The 15476-nt window shown below is 67.6% G+C and carries 15 protein-coding genes; 8 read left to right on the top strand and 7 right to left on the bottom strand.

The genetic code is table 11. The features are described from left to right. Positions 1-207: 207 nt before the first annotated feature. The gene (locus tag BN1313_RS13980) at positions 208-1905 is read right to left on the bottom strand and encodes a peptide ABC transporter substrate-binding protein (protein WP_091741961.1); all 1698 of its coding nucleotides are present in this window, start codon (positions 1903-1905) and stop codon (positions 208-210) included. A gap of 28 nt (positions 1906-1933) precedes the next feature. Here BN1313_RS13980 and BN1313_RS13985 point away from each other — a divergent pair, with 28 nt between their 5' ends. Continuing rightward, a complete protein-coding gene (locus BN1313_RS13985) occupies positions 1934-2446 on the top strand; it encodes a hypothetical protein (RefSeq protein WP_141653154.1) in 513 nt (170 codons plus the stop codon). 20 nt (positions 2447-2466) lie between these two features. On the opposite strand, the gene BN1313_RS13990 is transcribed toward BN1313_RS13985, so the two are convergent. Both BN1313_RS13990 and oppB read right to left on the bottom strand, forming a co-directional pair. After that, the gene (locus tag BN1313_RS13990; protein ID WP_091741967.1) at positions 2467-3375 is read right to left on the bottom strand and encodes an ABC transporter permease; all 909 of its coding nucleotides are present in this window, start codon (positions 3373-3375) and stop codon (positions 2467-2469) included. Between the two features lie 10 nt (positions 3376-3385). Continuing rightward, on the bottom strand, positions 3386-4309 hold the full coding sequence (oppB, locus tag BN1313_RS13995) for an oligopeptide ABC transporter permease OppB (RefSeq protein WP_091741970.1): 924 nt from the start codon (positions 4307-4309) through the stop codon (positions 3386-3388). A gap of 116 nt (positions 4310-4425) precedes the next feature. Between oppB and BN1313_RS14000 the strand changes: the two genes are divergently transcribed. Both BN1313_RS14000 and BN1313_RS14005 read left to right on the top strand, forming a co-directional pair. Then, on the top strand, positions 4426-4836 hold the full coding sequence (locus BN1313_RS14000) for a protein tyrosine phosphatase family protein (RefSeq protein ID WP_091741973.1): 411 nt from the start codon (positions 4426-4428) through the stop codon (positions 4834-4836). After that, on the top strand, positions 4836-5717 hold the full coding sequence (locus tag BN1313_RS14005) for an MBL fold metallo-hydrolase (protein WP_091741976.1): 882 nt from the start codon (positions 4836-4838) through the stop codon (positions 5715-5717). Before BN1313_RS14000 ends, BN1313_RS14005 begins: the two co-directional genes overlap by 1 nt. Here BN1313_RS14005 and BN1313_RS14010 read toward each other — a convergent pair. Genes BN1313_RS14010 through pdxH form a run of 3 tightly spaced genes read right to left on the bottom strand, consistent with a single transcriptional unit; the run spans position 5714 to position 9508 of the window. Beyond that, positions 5714-7309: a long-chain-fatty-acid--CoA ligase gene (locus tag BN1313_RS14010; protein WP_091741979.1), complete on the bottom strand. Its 1596-nt coding sequence runs from the start codon at positions 7307-7309 to the stop codon at positions 5714-5716. The two genes, BN1313_RS14005 and BN1313_RS14010, sit on opposite strands and share 4 nt — an antisense overlap. Before the next feature lie 46 nt (positions 7310-7355). Beyond that, on the bottom strand, positions 7356-8846 hold the full coding sequence (locus BN1313_RS14015) for a bifunctional aminoglycoside phosphotransferase/ATP-binding protein (protein WP_091741982.1): 1491 nt from the start codon (positions 8844-8846) through the stop codon (positions 7356-7358). Further along, positions 8843-9508 (bottom strand): pyridoxamine 5'-phosphate oxidase, encoded by a 666-nt coding sequence (pdxH, locus tag BN1313_RS14020; RefSeq protein WP_091742751.1) that lies wholly within the window; start codon positions 9506-9508, stop codon positions 8843-8845. Before pdxH ends, BN1313_RS14015 begins: the two co-directional genes overlap by 4 nt. A gap of 79 nt (positions 9509-9587) precedes the next feature. On the opposite strand from pdxH, the gene aroC reads away from it, so the two are divergent. From aroC to BN1313_RS14045, 5 genes are all read left to right on the top strand, one after another. After that, on the top strand, positions 9588-10700 hold the full coding sequence (aroC, locus tag BN1313_RS14025; RefSeq protein ID WP_091741986.1) for a chorismate synthase: 1113 nt from the start codon (positions 9588-9590) through the stop codon (positions 10698-10700). Next, on the top strand, positions 10701-11126 hold the full coding sequence (locus tag BN1313_RS14030; protein WP_091741989.1) for a hypothetical protein: 426 nt from the start codon (positions 10701-10703) through the stop codon (positions 11124-11126). Positions 11127-11229: 103 nt separating this feature from the next. Continuing rightward, a complete protein-coding gene (locus BN1313_RS14035; RefSeq protein WP_091741991.1) occupies positions 11230-12420 on the top strand; it encodes an MFS transporter in 1191 nt (396 codons plus the stop codon). A 239-nt stretch (positions 12421-12659) separates the two neighbouring features. Next, positions 12660-12950, top strand: a complete 291-nt coding sequence (locus tag BN1313_RS14040) for a hypothetical protein (RefSeq protein WP_091741994.1) — start codon at positions 12660-12662, stop codon at positions 12948-12950. A 96-nt stretch (positions 12951-13046) separates the two neighbouring features. After that, complete coding sequence (locus BN1313_RS14045) at positions 13047-14081, top strand: TIM44-like domain-containing protein (protein WP_091741997.1); 1035 nt, start codon at positions 13047-13049, stop codon at positions 14079-14081. 170 nt (positions 14082-14251) lie between these two features. Here the strand turns inward: BN1313_RS14045 and BN1313_RS14050 are convergent, their stop codons facing one another. Then, positions 14252-15166 carry a LysR family transcriptional regulator gene (locus tag BN1313_RS14050; protein ID WP_091742000.1) on the bottom strand — a complete coding sequence of 305 codons (915 nt, stop codon included), beginning with the start codon at positions 15164-15166 and terminating at the stop codon, positions 14252-14254. Positions 15167-15476 lie beyond the last annotated feature (310 nt).

Consider the following 15476-nt stretch of genomic DNA (forward strand, 5'->3'; position numbering starts at 1 on the left):
GAGAGCGCCGGTTACATTGGAGTTACGAGCGTAACCGCGGGAGGGTCAACGCGCTTTCAAGGCAAAGAGGGCGGAACGGCGCCAAACTGTCTCATTCTGGTCACAGATGACGCCCCCGTCACAGCATGATCCGCCGCGAATGCGCTCGTATGCGGATGATTTAACCGCGAACCGTTGGAATGAGGGCTGAACAGTTTCTTAATACTGTCAGGAATGCGGCGGCGCGGGGCCTCGGGCGAAGGGCTGGGCTGTAACAGCCGGGCCCTTGCCCTTCACGCACATGAAGCGCGTCGGATGCCAATCCACGAGATTGTCGACGAAGCCGGTGACCTTGGGGCTGACCAGGTTCTTGTTCACGTAGAAGAAGGTCGGGGCGACGGTGGAGTCGTTCAACATGGTCGCCTCGGCCTGCGCGAGATATTGCGCCCGCTTGGACGCGTCGGGTTCGGAATCGCTCTTGGCGACCAGGGCGTCGAAGGCGGCGCTCTTGTAGTCGCCGTAGTTCTGCGCGCCGGTCGACGACATCATCAGATAGAGAAAGCTGATCGGGTCGTTGAAGTCGGCGATCCAGGCCGCGTCGGCCACCTGGAAGTCGCGGCTGCGGTAGGCGGCGTAGGCGATCTGGCTCTCGTTCTGCTGCAGGGTGGCGTCGACGCCGACGGCCTTCCAGTCGGCCTGGATCGCCGGCATGACCAGCGATGGGTCGGCGGAGTTGCGATGCTTGATCTCAACCTTCAGCGGGTTCTTCGGCCCATAGCCGGCGGCCGCCAGAAGTCTGCGCGCCTCGGCCTGACGCTGTTCCAGCGTCCAGCTCGCCCAGCCGGGCTTGGCGGGCGGCACATAGCCGGCCACGCCCGGCGGGATGAAGGTGTAGGCTGGCGACTGGCCGCCGCGCAGCAGTTTGCCTGTAATGAAGTCGCGGTCGATGGCCATGTTGAGCGCCTGGCGCACGCGCTTGTCCTTGAACGCCGGGACATGGGTGTTGAAGGCCAGGTAGGAGACGCCGAGGTAGGTGTGGGTGCGCACGTAACCCGGCATTTCCTTTTTCAGGAAGGCGATGCGGTTGGACTGGATATCAGTGTTGAAGTCGAGTTCGCCGCGCTTCACGCGCCGCTCGGCGCTGACCGCATCGGTGGTGGGGTAGTAGTAGACCTGGTCGACACAGACCTTGTCGGCCTCGAAGAACCTGGGGTTCTTCACCGCCTTCACATAGTCGCCGAGCCGCCAGGCCGTGATCCGGTAGGGGCCGTTGGAGACGAAGTGCTCGGGCTTGCTCCAGGCGTCGCCCCACTTTTCAACCACATGTTTGGGCACCGGCATCATGGTCTGGTGGGTCGCCAGCTGCGGCAGGTAGGGCGCCGGGTGGGAGAGCGTGATCTCCACGATCTTGGGCGAGACCGCGCGCACGCCGAGCGTCTCAGGCGCGGCCTTGCCGTCCGCGATCGGCTGGGCGCCTTTGATCAGATAGAGGAGCGAGGCGTACTCTGACGCCGTCGACGGCATGAGGATGCGGCGGAAGGAAAAGACGAAGTCATCCGCGGTCACTGGCACGCCATCGGACCAGACAGCGTCGCGCAGGTAGAAGGTCCAGACCAGGCCGTCGGGACTGGTCGTCCAGCGCTCCGCCATGCCCGGGATGGCCGAGGCGTCGGCCGCCACCTGGGTCAGGCCGATCAGGTTGTCGAGGAGGATACGGTGCTCCCAGGTGCCCGTGGTCTTGTGCGGATCGAGCGAGATCGGCTCAGAGTTGTTGCCGATCTGCAGGCAGACCGCGCCGGCCGGACAGGGTGCGCGGGCGGCTGGCTTGGGCGTGCAGCCCTGCGCGAACACGGCGGCGCCCAGAATGGCGATGATGAGAAGATTGCGCCCGGCCCGGCCGGCGGCTTCAATGGGACGGCGTAACATGTGGGGCCGATCGATGATGAAGTGTGGAATGACGATGGCGGCCTTGGCGTTCCTCGCCGCCGCGGGGCCGGTCGGCGCCCAGGGCGCGGCCCCGGCCCGGACCGCGACGATGCAGAGTCTGATCGACTGCCGCAAGATCGCCGCGTCGGACGCCCGCCTGGCCTGCTACGACGCCGCCGCGGGCGCCTTCGAGGCGGCCGAGGCCAAGGGCGACATCGTCGTGGTTGATCGCGAACAGGCGACCGCCGTGCGCAAACAGGCCTTCGGCTTCACCTTGCCGTCGATCTCGATCTTCGACCGTGGCGAAAAGCCGGAGGACATCGACGAGGTCAATCTGCCGATCACCAGCGCCGTGCGCGACGGCCATGGCAAGTGGACCCTGGTGCTGGAAGGCGGCCAGGTCTGGCGCCAGATCGACAGCGGCGAATTGTCCCGCAATCCCCGGCCCGGTATGACCGCGAAAATAAAGAAGGGCGCGATCGGCAGCTACAAGCTGATGGTCGGCGGCGCCATGGCCATCAAGGTGCATCGCGACAACTGAGGCGCGCGCCCGCGCCATCGTCAGCGGTCCTTCGGGTCGATGGCGTCGCGCAGGCCGTCGCCGATGAAGTTGAAGCACATCAGGGTGACGATCATCACCAGCGACGGGAAGATCAGCAGCCAGGGCGCGAGCTCCATGTCCGAGGCGCCGTTCGAGATGAGCGTGCCCAGGGAGGCCATGGGCGGCTGAACGCCCAACCCCAGGAAGCTTAGGAAGCTCTCGGCCAGGATCACCGCGGGGATGGTCAAGGTGACGTAGACGACCACCGGCCCCAGCAGGTTCGGCACGATGTGGCGGGCGATGATCGCGCTCTGGCCGAGACCTGCAGCGCGGGCGGCCTCGACGAACTCCTTGTGCTTCAGCGTCAGCGTCTGGCCGCGGACGATGCGGCTCATGGTCAGCCATTCCACCGCCCCGATCGCCACGAAGATCAGGATGATGTTGGAGCCGAAGGTGACCATCAGGAGGATGACGAAAAAGATGAAGGGCAGCGAATAGAGCACATCGACGAAGCGCATCATCAGCTCGTCCACCCGGCCGCCGAGGTAGCCGGCGGTCGCGCCCCAGATCACGCCGATGATCAGCGACACCACCGTCGCCACCAGGCCGATGGCCAGCGAGACGCGCAAGCCCATCAGGAGGCGGGCCAACAGGTCACGGCCCAGGCTGTCGGTTCCGATGACATGGCCGTTCTGCAGCGGCCCCATCCAGACGTCGTTCTTGTTGATCTCGTCGTAGGTGTAGGCGGTGAGGTGCGGGCCGACGATCGCGGCGACCACCAGGACACCCAGGATAATCATGCTGGCGACGGCGGCCTTATTCCGGAACAGCCGGCGGCGCGCGTCATCCCAAAGGCTGCGGCCCTTGAGCGCCGCGATCTCCATGGTCTCGGCGCCCTTGCGGGAGCCCGGGGCGAGGATGGTGCTCATGCCCAGTTCCTCATGCCAGCCGCACCCGGGGGTCAAGGGCCGCATAGACCAGGTCGGCCACCAGGTTGAGGAGGATCACCAGGGCCGCATAGAGGATCACCATCCCCATGACGACGGTGTAGTCGCGCTGCAGGGCGCTGATGACGAAGAACTTGCCAAGGCCCGGCAGGTTGAAAATCTTCTCGACCACCAGCGAGCCGGTGAGAAGGCCGGCGCAGGCCGGGCCGAGGTAGCTGACCAGGGGCAGGATCGCGGCGCGCAGGGCATGCTTGCCGACGATGGAATGCGCCGGCAGGCCCTTGGCGCGGGCGGTGCGCACATAGTTGGACTGCAGCACCTCGATCATGCCGGCCCGCGTCAACCGCGAGATGATGGCGATCTGCGGCAGGGCCAACACCGTCACCGGCAGAATTAGATTGGCCAGCGCCCCATCGTTCCAGCCGGCGGACGGCGCCCAACCCAGCTTTGAAGCGAAGACCAACACCAGAAGCGGCGCGGTGACGAAGGTGGGGATGCAGACCCCCAGGATGGCGACGGCGGTGACGCCATAGTCCACCCCGCGATTCTGTCGGAGCGCCGCGAGAATCCCCAGCGTCACGCCCACGATCGAGGCGGTGATGATCGCCGACAGGCCGAGCGTCAGGCTGACCCCATAGTTCTCGTGCAGGATGTCGAGGACGGATTTGTCCTTGTACTTGAGCGAGGGGCCAAGATCGCCGTGGGCGACGCCGACCAGGTAGTCGACGTATTGCTGGGTCAGCGGCTTATCCATCCCGTACTTGGCCATGACGTTGGCCTCGATCTCGGGAGAGAGCTTGCGATCGCTGTCGAACGGGCTGCCGGGCGCTGCGCGCATCATGAAGAAGGCGACGGTGATCACCAGGAAGAGCGTCGGGATCGCGACCAGCAGGCGGCGGCCGATAAAACGTAACATGCGAACGTGTTCGCCTTCGGCTTGAGGCCTTTTCGGGGCGGGGCGTTGCGAAACTTCCACCGGCCCCTGATGATGTCAACGAAACCCCCGATCTCTCCAGGGACAAGCAGACCGCCATGAGCCAATTCCGTCGCGTCAACGACCAGATTTCCGTCAGCCCGCAGATCGCGCCTTCCGACCTGGCCGACGCCGCCGCCCAGGGCTTCAAACATGTGATCAACAATCGACCGGACGGCGAAGAGCCCGGCCAGCCGACCAGCGCAGAGATGGAGGCCGCCGCCCTGGCCGCAGGCCTGAGCTATGTCCACATCCCCGTTCGCGGCGGTCCGACCCGCGAGCAGGCCGAAGCCATGCACCAGCAGATGGCGGCCGCCGAAGGCCCGACCTTGGCCTTCTGTCGCTCGGGCACGCGCTCGATCGTCACCTACTCCCTGGGCGCCCAGGCCTTCGGCGGCGCCGACCGCCAGGAACTCGTCGAGGCCGGCGCCGACGCCGGCTACGATCTGGGGAGCGTGCTGCCCCGCTGATGGCGATCCCCTACGTTCGCGACCTCGAGTTTGAATATGGCCGCGTGGACGCCTTAAGCCCCCTGGTGCGCCGGGTGATCGCCGAGAACCCGGGGCCGTTCACCTTCAAGGGGACGGGGACCTATATCGTGGGGCGCGGGACCGTGGCGGTGATCGACCCGGGCCCAGAAATCGCCGCCCACCTTGAGGCGATCCTGGCGACGACCGCCGGCGAGACGATCAGCGACATCGCGATCACCCATCATCATGCCGACCATTCGCCGCTGGCGCGCGCGCTGAAGGCGCGAACCGGCGCGACCATCTGGGGCTGCGCCGCCGAACCGACCGCCGAGGACACGGAGCCGGTGCGGATGGAGGCTGGCCATGATCTCGAATTCGCGCCGGACAGATCGCTTTGCGACGGCGGCGTGATTGAAGGCCCAGGCTGGACGCTGGAGGCGATTCCGACGCCCGGGCACACGAGCAACCACCTGGTCTTCGCCCTAGCTGAGGAGAATGCGCTCTTCTGCGGCGACCACATCATGGGCTGGTCCACCACGGTCATCGCCCCGCCGGACGGCGACCTGACCGATTATCTGGCGAGCCTGGATCGCGTCCAGACGCGCGGCTTCGACATCCTATATCCGACACACGGCGCGCCGATCACCGCTGTCGAACCCTTCATCGACGCCTATCGGACGCACCGGCTGGAGCGCCTGGAGCAGATTATCCAGGGCCTGGCGTCGGGGCCGGCGACGCTGACGGACCTTGTTCCCCGGCTCTACGCCGACGTTTCGCCGAGCCTGTGGCCGGCGGCCTCGCGCTCAATGCTGGCGGGGCTGATCCATCTGCAGCGGCAGGGCCGGGCGGCGCAGGACGGAGACGCCTGGCGCCTCGCCTAGGCCGTCGGCAGGACGTAGCCCGCCATGCGCTGGCGAATGAGCTTCTTGTCGACCTTGCCGGTGGGACCGAGTGGGATGTCATCGACGAAAACCACGTCGTCGGGCGTCCACCACCTAGGGATCTTGCCCTCGAGAAAAGCCAGGATCTCGGCCCGATCGACGCTGGCTTCGGGCTTCAGCTTGGCGACAACGACGGGCCGTTCGTCCCACTTGGGGTGCGCGGCGCCGACGACCGCGGCGATCTCCACCGCGGGGTGGGCCATGGTGAGGTTCTCGATCTCAATGGAGGAGATCCATTCGCCGCCGGACTTGATCACGTCCTTGGCGCGGTCGGTGATCTCCATGAAGCCATATTCGTCGATGGTGGCGATGTCGCCGGTGTCGAAGAATCCCCGGTCGTCGAGGATGTCGCCGCCTTCGCCCCTGAAGTAGCCGCCGGCGACGAAGACGCCGCGGACCATCAGCCGGCCGACGGCCTGTCCGTCGTGCGGCAGATCTGCGCCAGTCTCGTCGGCGATCCGAAGTTCGATGCCGATCGGCGGGCGGCCCTGCTTTTCCAGATGAACACGCTGGGCCGCAGGAGAGAGAGCCGCGACCCGGCTTTCCGGCATGGAGACGACTCCCAGCGGCGAGGTCTCGGTCATGCCCCAGGCGTGGACCACCAGCACGTCCTGCTCGTCCTGAAAGGCGTGCATCAGGGCCGGCGGCAGGGCCGCGCCGCCGATCACCACGCGCTGCAGGGTCGTCAGGCGCTGACCGGTTTCGCGCAGATAGGTCAGCAGCATCTGGAAGACGGTGGGCACGGCGGCCGAGAGGGTGACCTTCTCGGTCTCCAACAGCTCGAAGATCGATGCGCCGTCGAGCTTGGCGCCGGGCATGACCAGCTTGGCACCGGCGGCGGGGCCGCTGAAGGCCAGACCCCAGGCGTTGGCGTGGAACATCGGCACCACCGGCAAGACCACGTCACGGCTGGAGACGCCCATGACGTCGGCGCTCATGGTGGCGAAGGTGTGCAGGAAGTTGGAGCGGTGAGAATAAAGCACGCCCTTCGGCTCGCCCGTCGTGCCGGAGGTGTAGCAGAGGCCAGCCGCAGTGTTCTCGTCGAAGCCGCCCCAGGCGAGATCGCCAGGCGCGGCGGCGGCGATCAGCGGCTCATAGTCCTCGTCGTTGAGCGCGATGATGCGCTGAACGCTGGGCATCTGGTCGCGCCGGCTGTGAAGGATCGGCAGGAAGATCGCGTCGCAGAAGATGATCCGGTCTTCGGCGTGGTTGATGATGTAGCAGATCTGGTCGGGCGACATCCGGGGGTTGAGCGTGTGGCAAACCGCGCCGATGCCCATCACTCCGTACCAGACCTCGAGATGGCGGCCGGTGTTGAGCGCCATGGCGCCCACCCGGTCGCCAGGCTGAACGCCAAGGTCGAGGAGGACCCGCGAGAGCCGCCGGGCGCGCTCGTGGATCTGGCCGTATGTGGACCTGAGGATCGGGCCTTCGATGGAGCGTGAGACGACCTCGGTTTCGCCGTGCCAGGTGCGGGCGTGCGCGATGATGCGGTCGAGCGTCAGCGGCCAGTCCTGCATCAAGCCAAGCATGCGATACTCCCAGCCGCTTATCCCGCGGCTTGGGCGTCACGCTAGTCTAGGCGTGGCGCGTGATCCAGACCCTGGCGGCGGCGTCAGGGTCGCCGGTGACATCCAAGCTGGGCCAATCCGGCTCTCCCGCCGCTTGGATCTGGGCGCGGACGACGGCGATGTCGGCGTCGGAGGCGTCGCCGACCCGGGCCGCGGCGCGGGCCAGCAGCACCTCCGCCGGCGCCTGCAGCCAGACACCGTCGAAGGCGACCCCCGCCTGGGCGGCCAGGGACTCGGCCATGCGCCGGCGAGCGGGATCTCGGAAGGTGGCGTCAAGCGCCACCGCGCGGCCGGCGCGGAGCAGCTTTAGCGCCTCTTCGGCGAGGACGGCGTGGACCGTGTCGTCCATGGCCGGAGCATAGGCTTCGCCCGGCAAGGGCGTATCGGCGACCGCGCCCCACAGGCGTTTGCGGATTTCGTCGGTGCGCAGAACCACTGCGCCGGGGGCGGGCCCCAGCGACGGAGCGATGAGGCGGGCGATGGTCGACTTGCCTGAGCCGGAAAGCCCGCCCACTGCGACCAGGCGAGCCGGGGCGGGTTTCAACAGATCGACGGCGGCCTGGGCGTAGGCGCGGGCGAGGTCGTCGTCATCGGCGTGCAGGGCGACATGAGCGCGGACGGCGGCGCGCACCGACAGCATCAGCGGCAGGGCGGCCAGGCCTTCGCATAGGCCCTGCGGCACGGTCCTGGCCGCCTCGTCGAGATAGGCCGAGAGCGCGCGGACGGCGGCGTCAGCACGGCCACGGAACGCCAGGTCCATCAGCAGGAAGGCCAGGTCGTACTGGACGTCGATGTCCGACAGCAGGTCGTTGAACTCGATGCAGTCGAAGGGCGTGGGCTCGCCGTTCTGGGCCAGAATATTGCCGAGATGCAGATCGCCGTGGCAGCGGCGCGAGAAGCCTTCGACCGTACGGCGCTCAAGCAGAGCGGCCTGGCGGGCGTATTCTGCGTCGGTGAGCGCAATCAGGCTCGCCGCCAGGTCGTGGCCGATGCGCGCGGCGCCCTCGCCGATCAACTGGGCGTTGGAGCCAATGGTGAACTTGAGCGAGGCCGCGCCGCCCTGCGCGCGCAGGGGCGCCTCGGCGTGGGCGCGGGCGACCATGCGGCCAAGGCGGTCCGCTAGAACCCCGTCGATCCGCTCAGGATCGGCGGCCAGGACATCGTCGTCGGCGAAGCGGCGCATCTCCAGGACGTGGTCGACGACCGCGCCCGAACCGTCCAGCTCCAGCCCGCCGTCCGCGGCGCGGGTGACCGCGTGGACGGCGCGGTAGAGGCCGGGGGCCACGGCGCTGTTGAACTCTAGCTCGCGCTCCAGCGCCGTCAGGCGCTTCAGCGGGGTGGAGAAGTCGACGTAGGAAAGCGCGAGCCGGCGTTTCGTCTTCCAGGCGGTGTCGCCCTCAAGGAAGACGCGGGCGATGGCGGTTTCGATGGCGCGCTCGGACCGGCCGCGAAACCAGGCGGCGACTTCAATTTCGTCGGAGGAGCCGACGTCGCTCAAGGATAGAGCCTGTGGTCGGTCCAGGCTTCACCTACTCGCTCGAACACCAGGCGTTCGTGCAGACGGAACGGCCGGTCGCGCCAGAACTCGATCGCTTCGGGGACAATACGGAACCCCGACCAGTGCGGCGGGCGCGGAATGGCGCCGAAGCCGAACTTCAGCGCCTGTTCGGCGATGCGCTTCTCGAGCGCCAGGCGCTCGGGCAGGACACGGGACTGGTCTGAGGCCCAGGCGCCCATCTGCGAGGAGCGCGCGCGCGTAGCGAAATAGGCGTCGGCCTCGGCGTCGCTGACGCGCTCGACGGGCCCCCGAACGCGGACCTGCCGACGCAGCGATTTCCAGTGAAAAAGCAGGGCCGCCTTGGGCGTTGACGCCAGTTGCCCGCCCTTGGCGCTTTCCAGGTTGGTGTAGAAGACGAAGCCCGCTGCGCTGGCGTCCTTCAGGAGAACCATCCGCACGTCCGGCAAGCCGGTCGGGTCGATGGTGGCCAGGGCCATGGCGTTGGGATCGTTGGGCTCAGACTTGACGGCTTCGGCCAGCCAGTCAGCGAACAGCGCCATGGGGTCCGTGGCCGCCAGCAACGCCGGCGGCGCGGCTTTGGCGATCTGGACAGCGTAGTCGTCTTCGCTGGGCGAGGCGGGGATGTGGGGCCGATCAGTCATGACCGGCATATAACGCGCGCGCTAGGAGCATGCTTGGGGGAAATTGTGGGCCTTTCGGCTTTGGGCTAGAAGCGCCGCCATGTCGCACAACACATTCGGCCACCTGTTCCGCGTCACCACCTGGGGCGAAAGCCACGGCCCGGCCCTGGGTTGCGTCGTCGACGGCTGCCCTCCCGGCATCAAGCTGACTGAGGAGATGGTCCAGCACTGGCTGGATCAGCGGCGGCCTGGGCAGTCGAAATTCGTCACACAGAGGCAAGAGCCCGATGCGGTGCGGATCCTGTCGGGCGTGCTCAGCGACGAGCGCACCAACGGTCAGGTCACCACCGGCACGCCGATCTCGATGATGATCGAGAATGTCGATCAGCGCAGCCGCGACTATTCTGAGATCGCCCAGGTGTTCCGGCCGGGGCACGGCGACTACAGCTACTTCGCCAAGTACGGCGTGCGCGACTATCGTGGCGGGGGCCGGCAATCCGCCCGCGAAACCGCCGCCCGCGTCGCCGCCGGGGCGGTCGCCCGGCTGATCATCCCGGGCGTCACGATCCGCGGCGCGGTGGTGCAGATCGGCCCGCATGCGGTGGATGCGGATCGCATCGATTTCTCGACCGTGCGCGACAACCCCTTCTGGTGCCCGGATCCGGAGATGGTTCCGGTCTGGGAGGACCATCTGGAAGCCGTCCGCAAGCAGGGCTCCTCCGTCGGCGCGATCGTCGCCGTCGAGGCGACCGGCGTACCCGCCGGCTGGGGCGCGCCGATCTACGGCAAGATCGACGCCGAACTGGCCGCGGCCTTCATGTCGATCAACGCCTCCAAGGGCGTGGAGATCGGCGCCGGTTTCGCCGCCGCGAGCCTGACCGGGGAAGAGAACGCCGACCAGATGCGGATGGGCAACGACGGTCCGATCTTCCTGTCGAACAACGCTGGCGGCGTGCTGGCGGGCATCTCCACCGGCCAGGCGATCACCGCGCGCGTCGCCTTCAAGCCGACGTCCTCGATCCTGACCCCGCGCGGCAGCCTGAACGAAGCCGGCGAAGAGGTGGAGGTCCGCACCAAGGGCCGGCACGATCCCTGCGTCGCCCTGCGCGCCGTGCCGATCGTCGAGGCGATGATGGCCTGCGTCCTGGCCGACGCCTTCCTGCGCCACCGCGGCCAGCTGGGTCGCGACGCGTTCAAGCCGGGCGAAGCCTAGATGTTGAGCCCGCCAGGCATCGCGACGGTCATGACTTGCGCTCTGGTCCTCGCGGCCCCGCACCCGGCCGCCGCTCAGCAGCCCTCAAAGCCGGGCGAAGGGGTGATGTGCCTGCTGGCCCTTACCGCAGCGGCCAGCCGCGTCGCCCAGGTATGCCATCCAGGCGAGGCGCTCGACCTCGCCAAGGAACTTCACGCCGGCGCCGACCGGCTGGGGCGCTACGTGGTTGAGAATGGGTGGTCTGTCGCTGAGCTCGACCAATTCCTACGTCAACAGGGGCGGGTCGATGCGCCGCCCGAGATGATTTGCCAAACAGCGGCTGAGACGGTCTACCAGTCCTTTCGCGGCGATCCGGACGCGCTGGCCGCGAGCGTCGCCGCAGCGACCGCTCAAGCCGGCCGGCCGACCTGGGGCGACTGCCTGTAGGCGTTTCGTTGCAATGACGCCCCGATGGGCGCTTTGCAGAACATTTGGCCGCGAGCGACAAAGGCCCATCGAACCGGCGCCTTGGCCGTGCGAAGGGACCGCCATGTCTGAGTCCTCCGCACCCGGCCTGAGCCGCGCCGCTGTCGCGCTTGTCCTGATCTCGCTTGCGGTCGGCGGCTTCGCCATCGGCGTCGGCGAGTTCGCCAGCATGAGCGTATTGCCGGACTTCGCGCATGCGTTCGGGATCGACGAGCCGCATGCCGCGCACGCGATCAGCGCCTACGCTCTGGGCGTGGTGGTGGGCGCGCCGCTGCTGGCGGTGTTGGGATCGCGGACGCCGCGGTGGCTGTTGCTCGCGGCCCTGATGGGGATGTTCGCCGTCGGCAACATGCTGAGCGCCGCCTCGCCGACTTTCGCGTGGATGGTCATCTTCCGGTTTCTCGCCGGCCTGCCGCACGGGGCTTATTTCGGAGTGGCGGCGCTGGTCGCGGCCTCAGTGGTTTCGCCAGCGGTGCGCACCCGGGCTGTCGCCAGCATCCTGGCCGGCCTGACGGTCGCCACGGTGATCGGCGTGCCTGTGGCCACGGTCATCGGCCATGAATTTGGCTGGCGCTGGACCTTCGTCTGTGTGGCGGTGCTGGCCCTGCTCACGGCCACCCTGGTCCTGTTGTTCGCGCCTCGCGAGGCCGCCGCGGCGGGCGCCAGTCCATTGCGCGAGCTGGGGGCGCTGAAGAACGCCCAGGTCTGGCTGACTCTGGGGATCGGGGCGATCGGCTTTGGCGGCATGTTCGCGGTCTACGCCTACCTGGCCTCGACCCTGACTTTCGTGACGGGCGTCGGCATCACCGTCATGCCTTACGTCTTTGCGGCCTTCGGCGTAGGCATGTTCGCCGGCAACATGATCGGCGCCTGGGCCGCCGACCACTTCGGCATGAAGGCCGGTGCGGTGCTACTGATCTGGAGCGCTGCGATGCTGGCGCTCTACCCCGCAGCCGCCCATTCGCTGCCGACCATCATCCTGATCGTCGCCTTGATCGGCGGCGGCGGCGGCCTGGCGTCCGTCCTGCAGACCCGGCTGATGGATGTGGCGGGCGAGGCGCAGACGCTCGCGGCGGCGCTAAACCACTCGGCCTTCAATGTGGCCAATGCGCTGGGCCCGTTCCTGGGCGGACTGACCATCGCCGCGGGCTTCGGCTGGACATCTACGGCCTGGGTCGGCGTCGGCCTGGCGCTGGTGGGCCTGGCGATCTGGGCCGTGGCCATGCGGGTCCCGACCGCGACACCCACACACTAGGCTTGGCGCGTCCTCTCTGAATGGGCTATGCTTGCGTCGTCTTAGGTCTTCTTGAGAGCCCCATGCGCCCATCGCGCCTGATCTCGGCTATGATGATTACCACCCGCCATAACGGATGGGGGCGAACCCGCGCGGCCTGAAGGCTTCGTTGATCGCTAAGGACTTGCACCCCGCTCCGACCAGGACGCGGGGTTTTTCATGGGCCCTCCCCCGGTCGGATCCGACCCGAAGGAGACCCCATGCCCGCCCATCCCGTATACGACACGACCCTGAATTTCCTGGGCGGCCTCGCCGCCCCGCCCAGCCGATTGGAGGCGCGGGTCGCCAGCCGTGAAGGCATGCCGCTGCTCTGCCTGGTGGAGGCCGCCCTGTCGCACGGGCTGGCGACGTCGGCCGACCGTGAACTCGTCTGGTTGAGCGACGCGCCGCCCGCCGGTCGCAACCTCCTGTCCCTGCGCGCCTTCGGCGCCGACCGCACCCTGCTTGCCGAGACGACGCATGAGTTCCCGAGCCTGGAGACGGCCGAATGAGCGGCCGGTCGCCGGCGCGGGTTTTGTGTCAAACCCTGTCACGGCCCTGTCCCGGCGCCCGCGCAGTCCCTACATAGGCGCGCAGGGAGACCTTGAATGAACCGCGTAACGAACAAGATCACGTCGGCGATCGGCATCAGCCTGGTGGTGGCGCTTCTGGCTGCCGGCCCCGCTGACGCCCGGCGCGCCGGCAGCTTCGGCAGCCGTGGCGCACGGACCTATCAAGCGCCGCCTCCCACGCGCACCGCGCCTGACCAGACCGCGCCTGTCCAGCGCAGCATGACGGCCCCGCCGTCGAAGGCCGCCCAGCCGGGCCAACCGACGCCGGCCGCCGGCGCGCAGGCCCAGGCCCCGCGCCGCGGCGGCTTCCTGGGCGGCATGGGCGGCGGGATTCTCGGCGGCCTGGTGGCTGGCGGCCTGATCGGCATGCTGATGGGCCATGGCTTCGGCGGCATGGCCGGCATGAGCAACATGCTGATGCAGCTGGCGATCATCGGCCTGGGCGCCTGGCTGCTGATGACCCTCTACCGTCGCTTCCGTTCGAAGCCGGCGCTGGCCAACGCTGGCGCGGGCCCGTCCTACGGCCAACGCGAGGCGAATTACGCCCAGCGCGAGACCAGCAGCCCAGATCGCGGTTCGGTCCCCTTCGGCGGCAGCTTCCAACGCCAGGAACAGACCTCGACGACCTATGCGCCCTATGAATCCGAGGCCGAGGCCACCCACGAGATCGGCCTGACCCAGGCCGACCGCGACGCCTTTGAACGGCTGCTCGGCGAAGTGCAGGACGCCTTCGCCCGCGAGGACTACGCCGCCCTGCGTGAGCGTACGACGCCCGAAATCATGTCCTACCTCTCCGAAGAGCTAAGCCAGAACGCGACGCAGGGTCGCCGCAACGCCGTGGCTGACACGCGCCTGTTGCAGGCCGACATCGCCGAAGCCTGGGGCGAGGCCGGCGCCGACTACGCCACGGCGGCCATGCGCTATGAGAGCATTGACGTCATGCGCGACCGCCAGACCGGCGCGGTGCTATCGGGGGATCCAGAACGGCCCACGGAAACCGTCGAGCTCTGGACCTTCGTGCGCGGGCGCGGCGCGTCGGACTGGAAGCTCTCGGCGATCCAGGAGGCCTGATCCGTCCTGACTTCGCGCTCGTCGCACCGACCAGGCGGCGAGCCGGAGGCGGGCTTGAGGTCTGCTCGGACAAGAACCACCGCGGCCGCGGCCTCCTGCTGCCGGAGTCCGTCAGCAACCTCGACGAGATCGGCACGGGCGCCATGATCTCCTCGATCCGCTGAACCGGCCTAGACCAGCTCGGCGACGCAGTCGCGGACGACGGCCTTCAGCCACTGGAGGCCCGCGTCGCCCTCCTTCAAGCGGTGCACCTGCATCATCATGCGCATCTTCGGCAGTTCGAAGGGCATGGGCCGGGTGTCCAGCGGCAGCGTCTGCATGGCGAGTTCGGCGTAGCGGCGCTGCATGACGGCGATCCGTTGGGTGCCGATCAACAGACGCGGCACCAGGGTCAGTGAGGGGCAGATCATCTCAACCCGCCGCTTTTCCGGCAGCTGGCTGATGTAGCGCTCCGATGAGGTGCTGGGGCCGCCGGCGGTGCGACCGATGCGGACGCCCACGTGGCCCAATTCGAAGAATATCTCGCGCGTGACCGGCGCCTTGAACCGATCATTCTCACGCCACCCCAGGATGACGTGGTCCTCGCTGTAAAGCTCCTCGGCCGGGTGATCGGCGACGATATAGGGGCTGGCGGCGACGAGAATATCGGCGTCGCCGCGGTCGATCACCTGACTGTCGGCGCTGGCGGCGCGCACGAGCTCAAGCAAGACATTGGGTGCGCGCGTGGCCGAGATGGTCGATATCTTCGAGGACAGGATTTCCGCCACATAGTCAGAGGCTGCGATCCTGAAATGCCGCTTCGAGGAGGCCTCTTCGAAGGCGAGGCCAAACTCCAGGGTTGAGTCGACGCTCTGCATGAGCTCGTGGATTGGCTCGGCAAGCCGTGTCGCCAACTCAGTCAACATCATGCTGCGTCCAGCCGGCACCAGCAGATCGTCGTCGAAATGCGTCCTGAGCTTGGCCAGGATCGTGCTCATGCCCGACTGGCTGATAAACAGTCTGCGAGCGGCGGCCGAGACGTTGCGCTCGGCCAGCAGGGCGTCGAGCGCAATCAGCAGATTGAGGTCCAGGCCGCGAAATCGCATCGGCGCTCCCTACAAGCTTGGGCTTGCGCCCGCCTTGCGACCCAGGCATCTCTGAGCATCGGCGCAGCGCCCGGCGTTGGTATCACAGAACGCGATACCAACGCATCTCAACAAACGCCTCACAGCCGCCACCTTACCCGCGATAGCTGTTGCGCCGACGCTGCGAGCCTTAGGGCCCGCGGCATCGCGACATCACATGCCAAGGGAGCGATACACATGGCGTTGACTGAACAATCCACGGGCAAGGACATCCAGACGAAGCGCTGGAAGCTGCACTACAACGAAGCCGGCGAAGGTTATCCGGTGATCA

Source organism: Phenylobacterium immobile (ATCC 35973) (assembly GCF_001375595.1).
Lineage (GTDB): Bacteria > Pseudomonadota > Alphaproteobacteria > Caulobacterales > Caulobacteraceae > Phenylobacterium > Phenylobacterium immobile.

Coding starts and splice junctions, on each gene's coding strand:
- BN1313_RS14000 (WP_091741973.1), top strand. CDS start 4,426: ATGAGCCAATTCCGTCGCGTCAACGACCAGATTTCCGTCAGCCCGCAG.
- BN1313_RS14030 (WP_091741989.1), top strand. CDS start 10,701: ATGTTGAGCCCGCCAGGCATCGCGACGGTCATGACTTGCGCTCTGGTC.
- BN1313_RS13980 (WP_091741961.1), bottom strand. CDS start 1,905: ATGTTACGCCGTCCCATTGAAGCCGCCGGCCGGGCCGGGCGCAATCTT.
- pdxH (WP_091742751.1), bottom strand. CDS start 9,508: ATGACTGATCGGCCCCACATCCCCGCCTCGCCCAGCGAAGACGACTAC.
- BN1313_RS13985 (WP_141653154.1), top strand. CDS start 1,934: ATGACGATGGCGGCCTTGGCGTTCCTCGCCGCCGCGGGGCCGGTCGGC.
- BN1313_RS14005 (WP_091741976.1), top strand. CDS start 4,836: ATGGCGATCCCCTACGTTCGCGACCTCGAGTTTGAATATGGCCGCGTG.
- BN1313_RS14040 (WP_091741994.1), top strand. CDS start 12,660: ATGCCCGCCCATCCCGTATACGACACGACCCTGAATTTCCTGGGCGGC.
- aroC (WP_091741986.1), top strand. CDS start 9,588: ATGTCGCACAACACATTCGGCCACCTGTTCCGCGTCACCACCTGGGGC.
- BN1313_RS14045 (WP_091741997.1), top strand. CDS start 13,047: ATGAACCGCGTAACGAACAAGATCACGTCGGCGATCGGCATCAGCCTG.
- BN1313_RS14010 (WP_091741979.1), bottom strand. CDS start 7,309: ATGCTTGGCTTGATGCAGGACTGGCCGCTGACGCTCGACCGCATCATC.
- oppB (WP_091741970.1), bottom strand. CDS start 4,309: ATGTTACGTTTTATCGGCCGCCGCCTGCTGGTCGCGATCCCGACGCTC.
- BN1313_RS14035 (WP_091741991.1), top strand. CDS start 11,230: ATGTCTGAGTCCTCCGCACCCGGCCTGAGCCGCGCCGCTGTCGCGCTT.
- BN1313_RS14050 (WP_091742000.1), bottom strand. CDS start 15,166: ATGCGATTTCGCGGCCTGGACCTCAATCTGCTGATTGCGCTCGACGCC.
- BN1313_RS13990 (WP_091741967.1), bottom strand. CDS start 3,375: ATGAGCACCATCCTCGCCCCGGGCTCCCGCAAGGGCGCCGAGACCATG.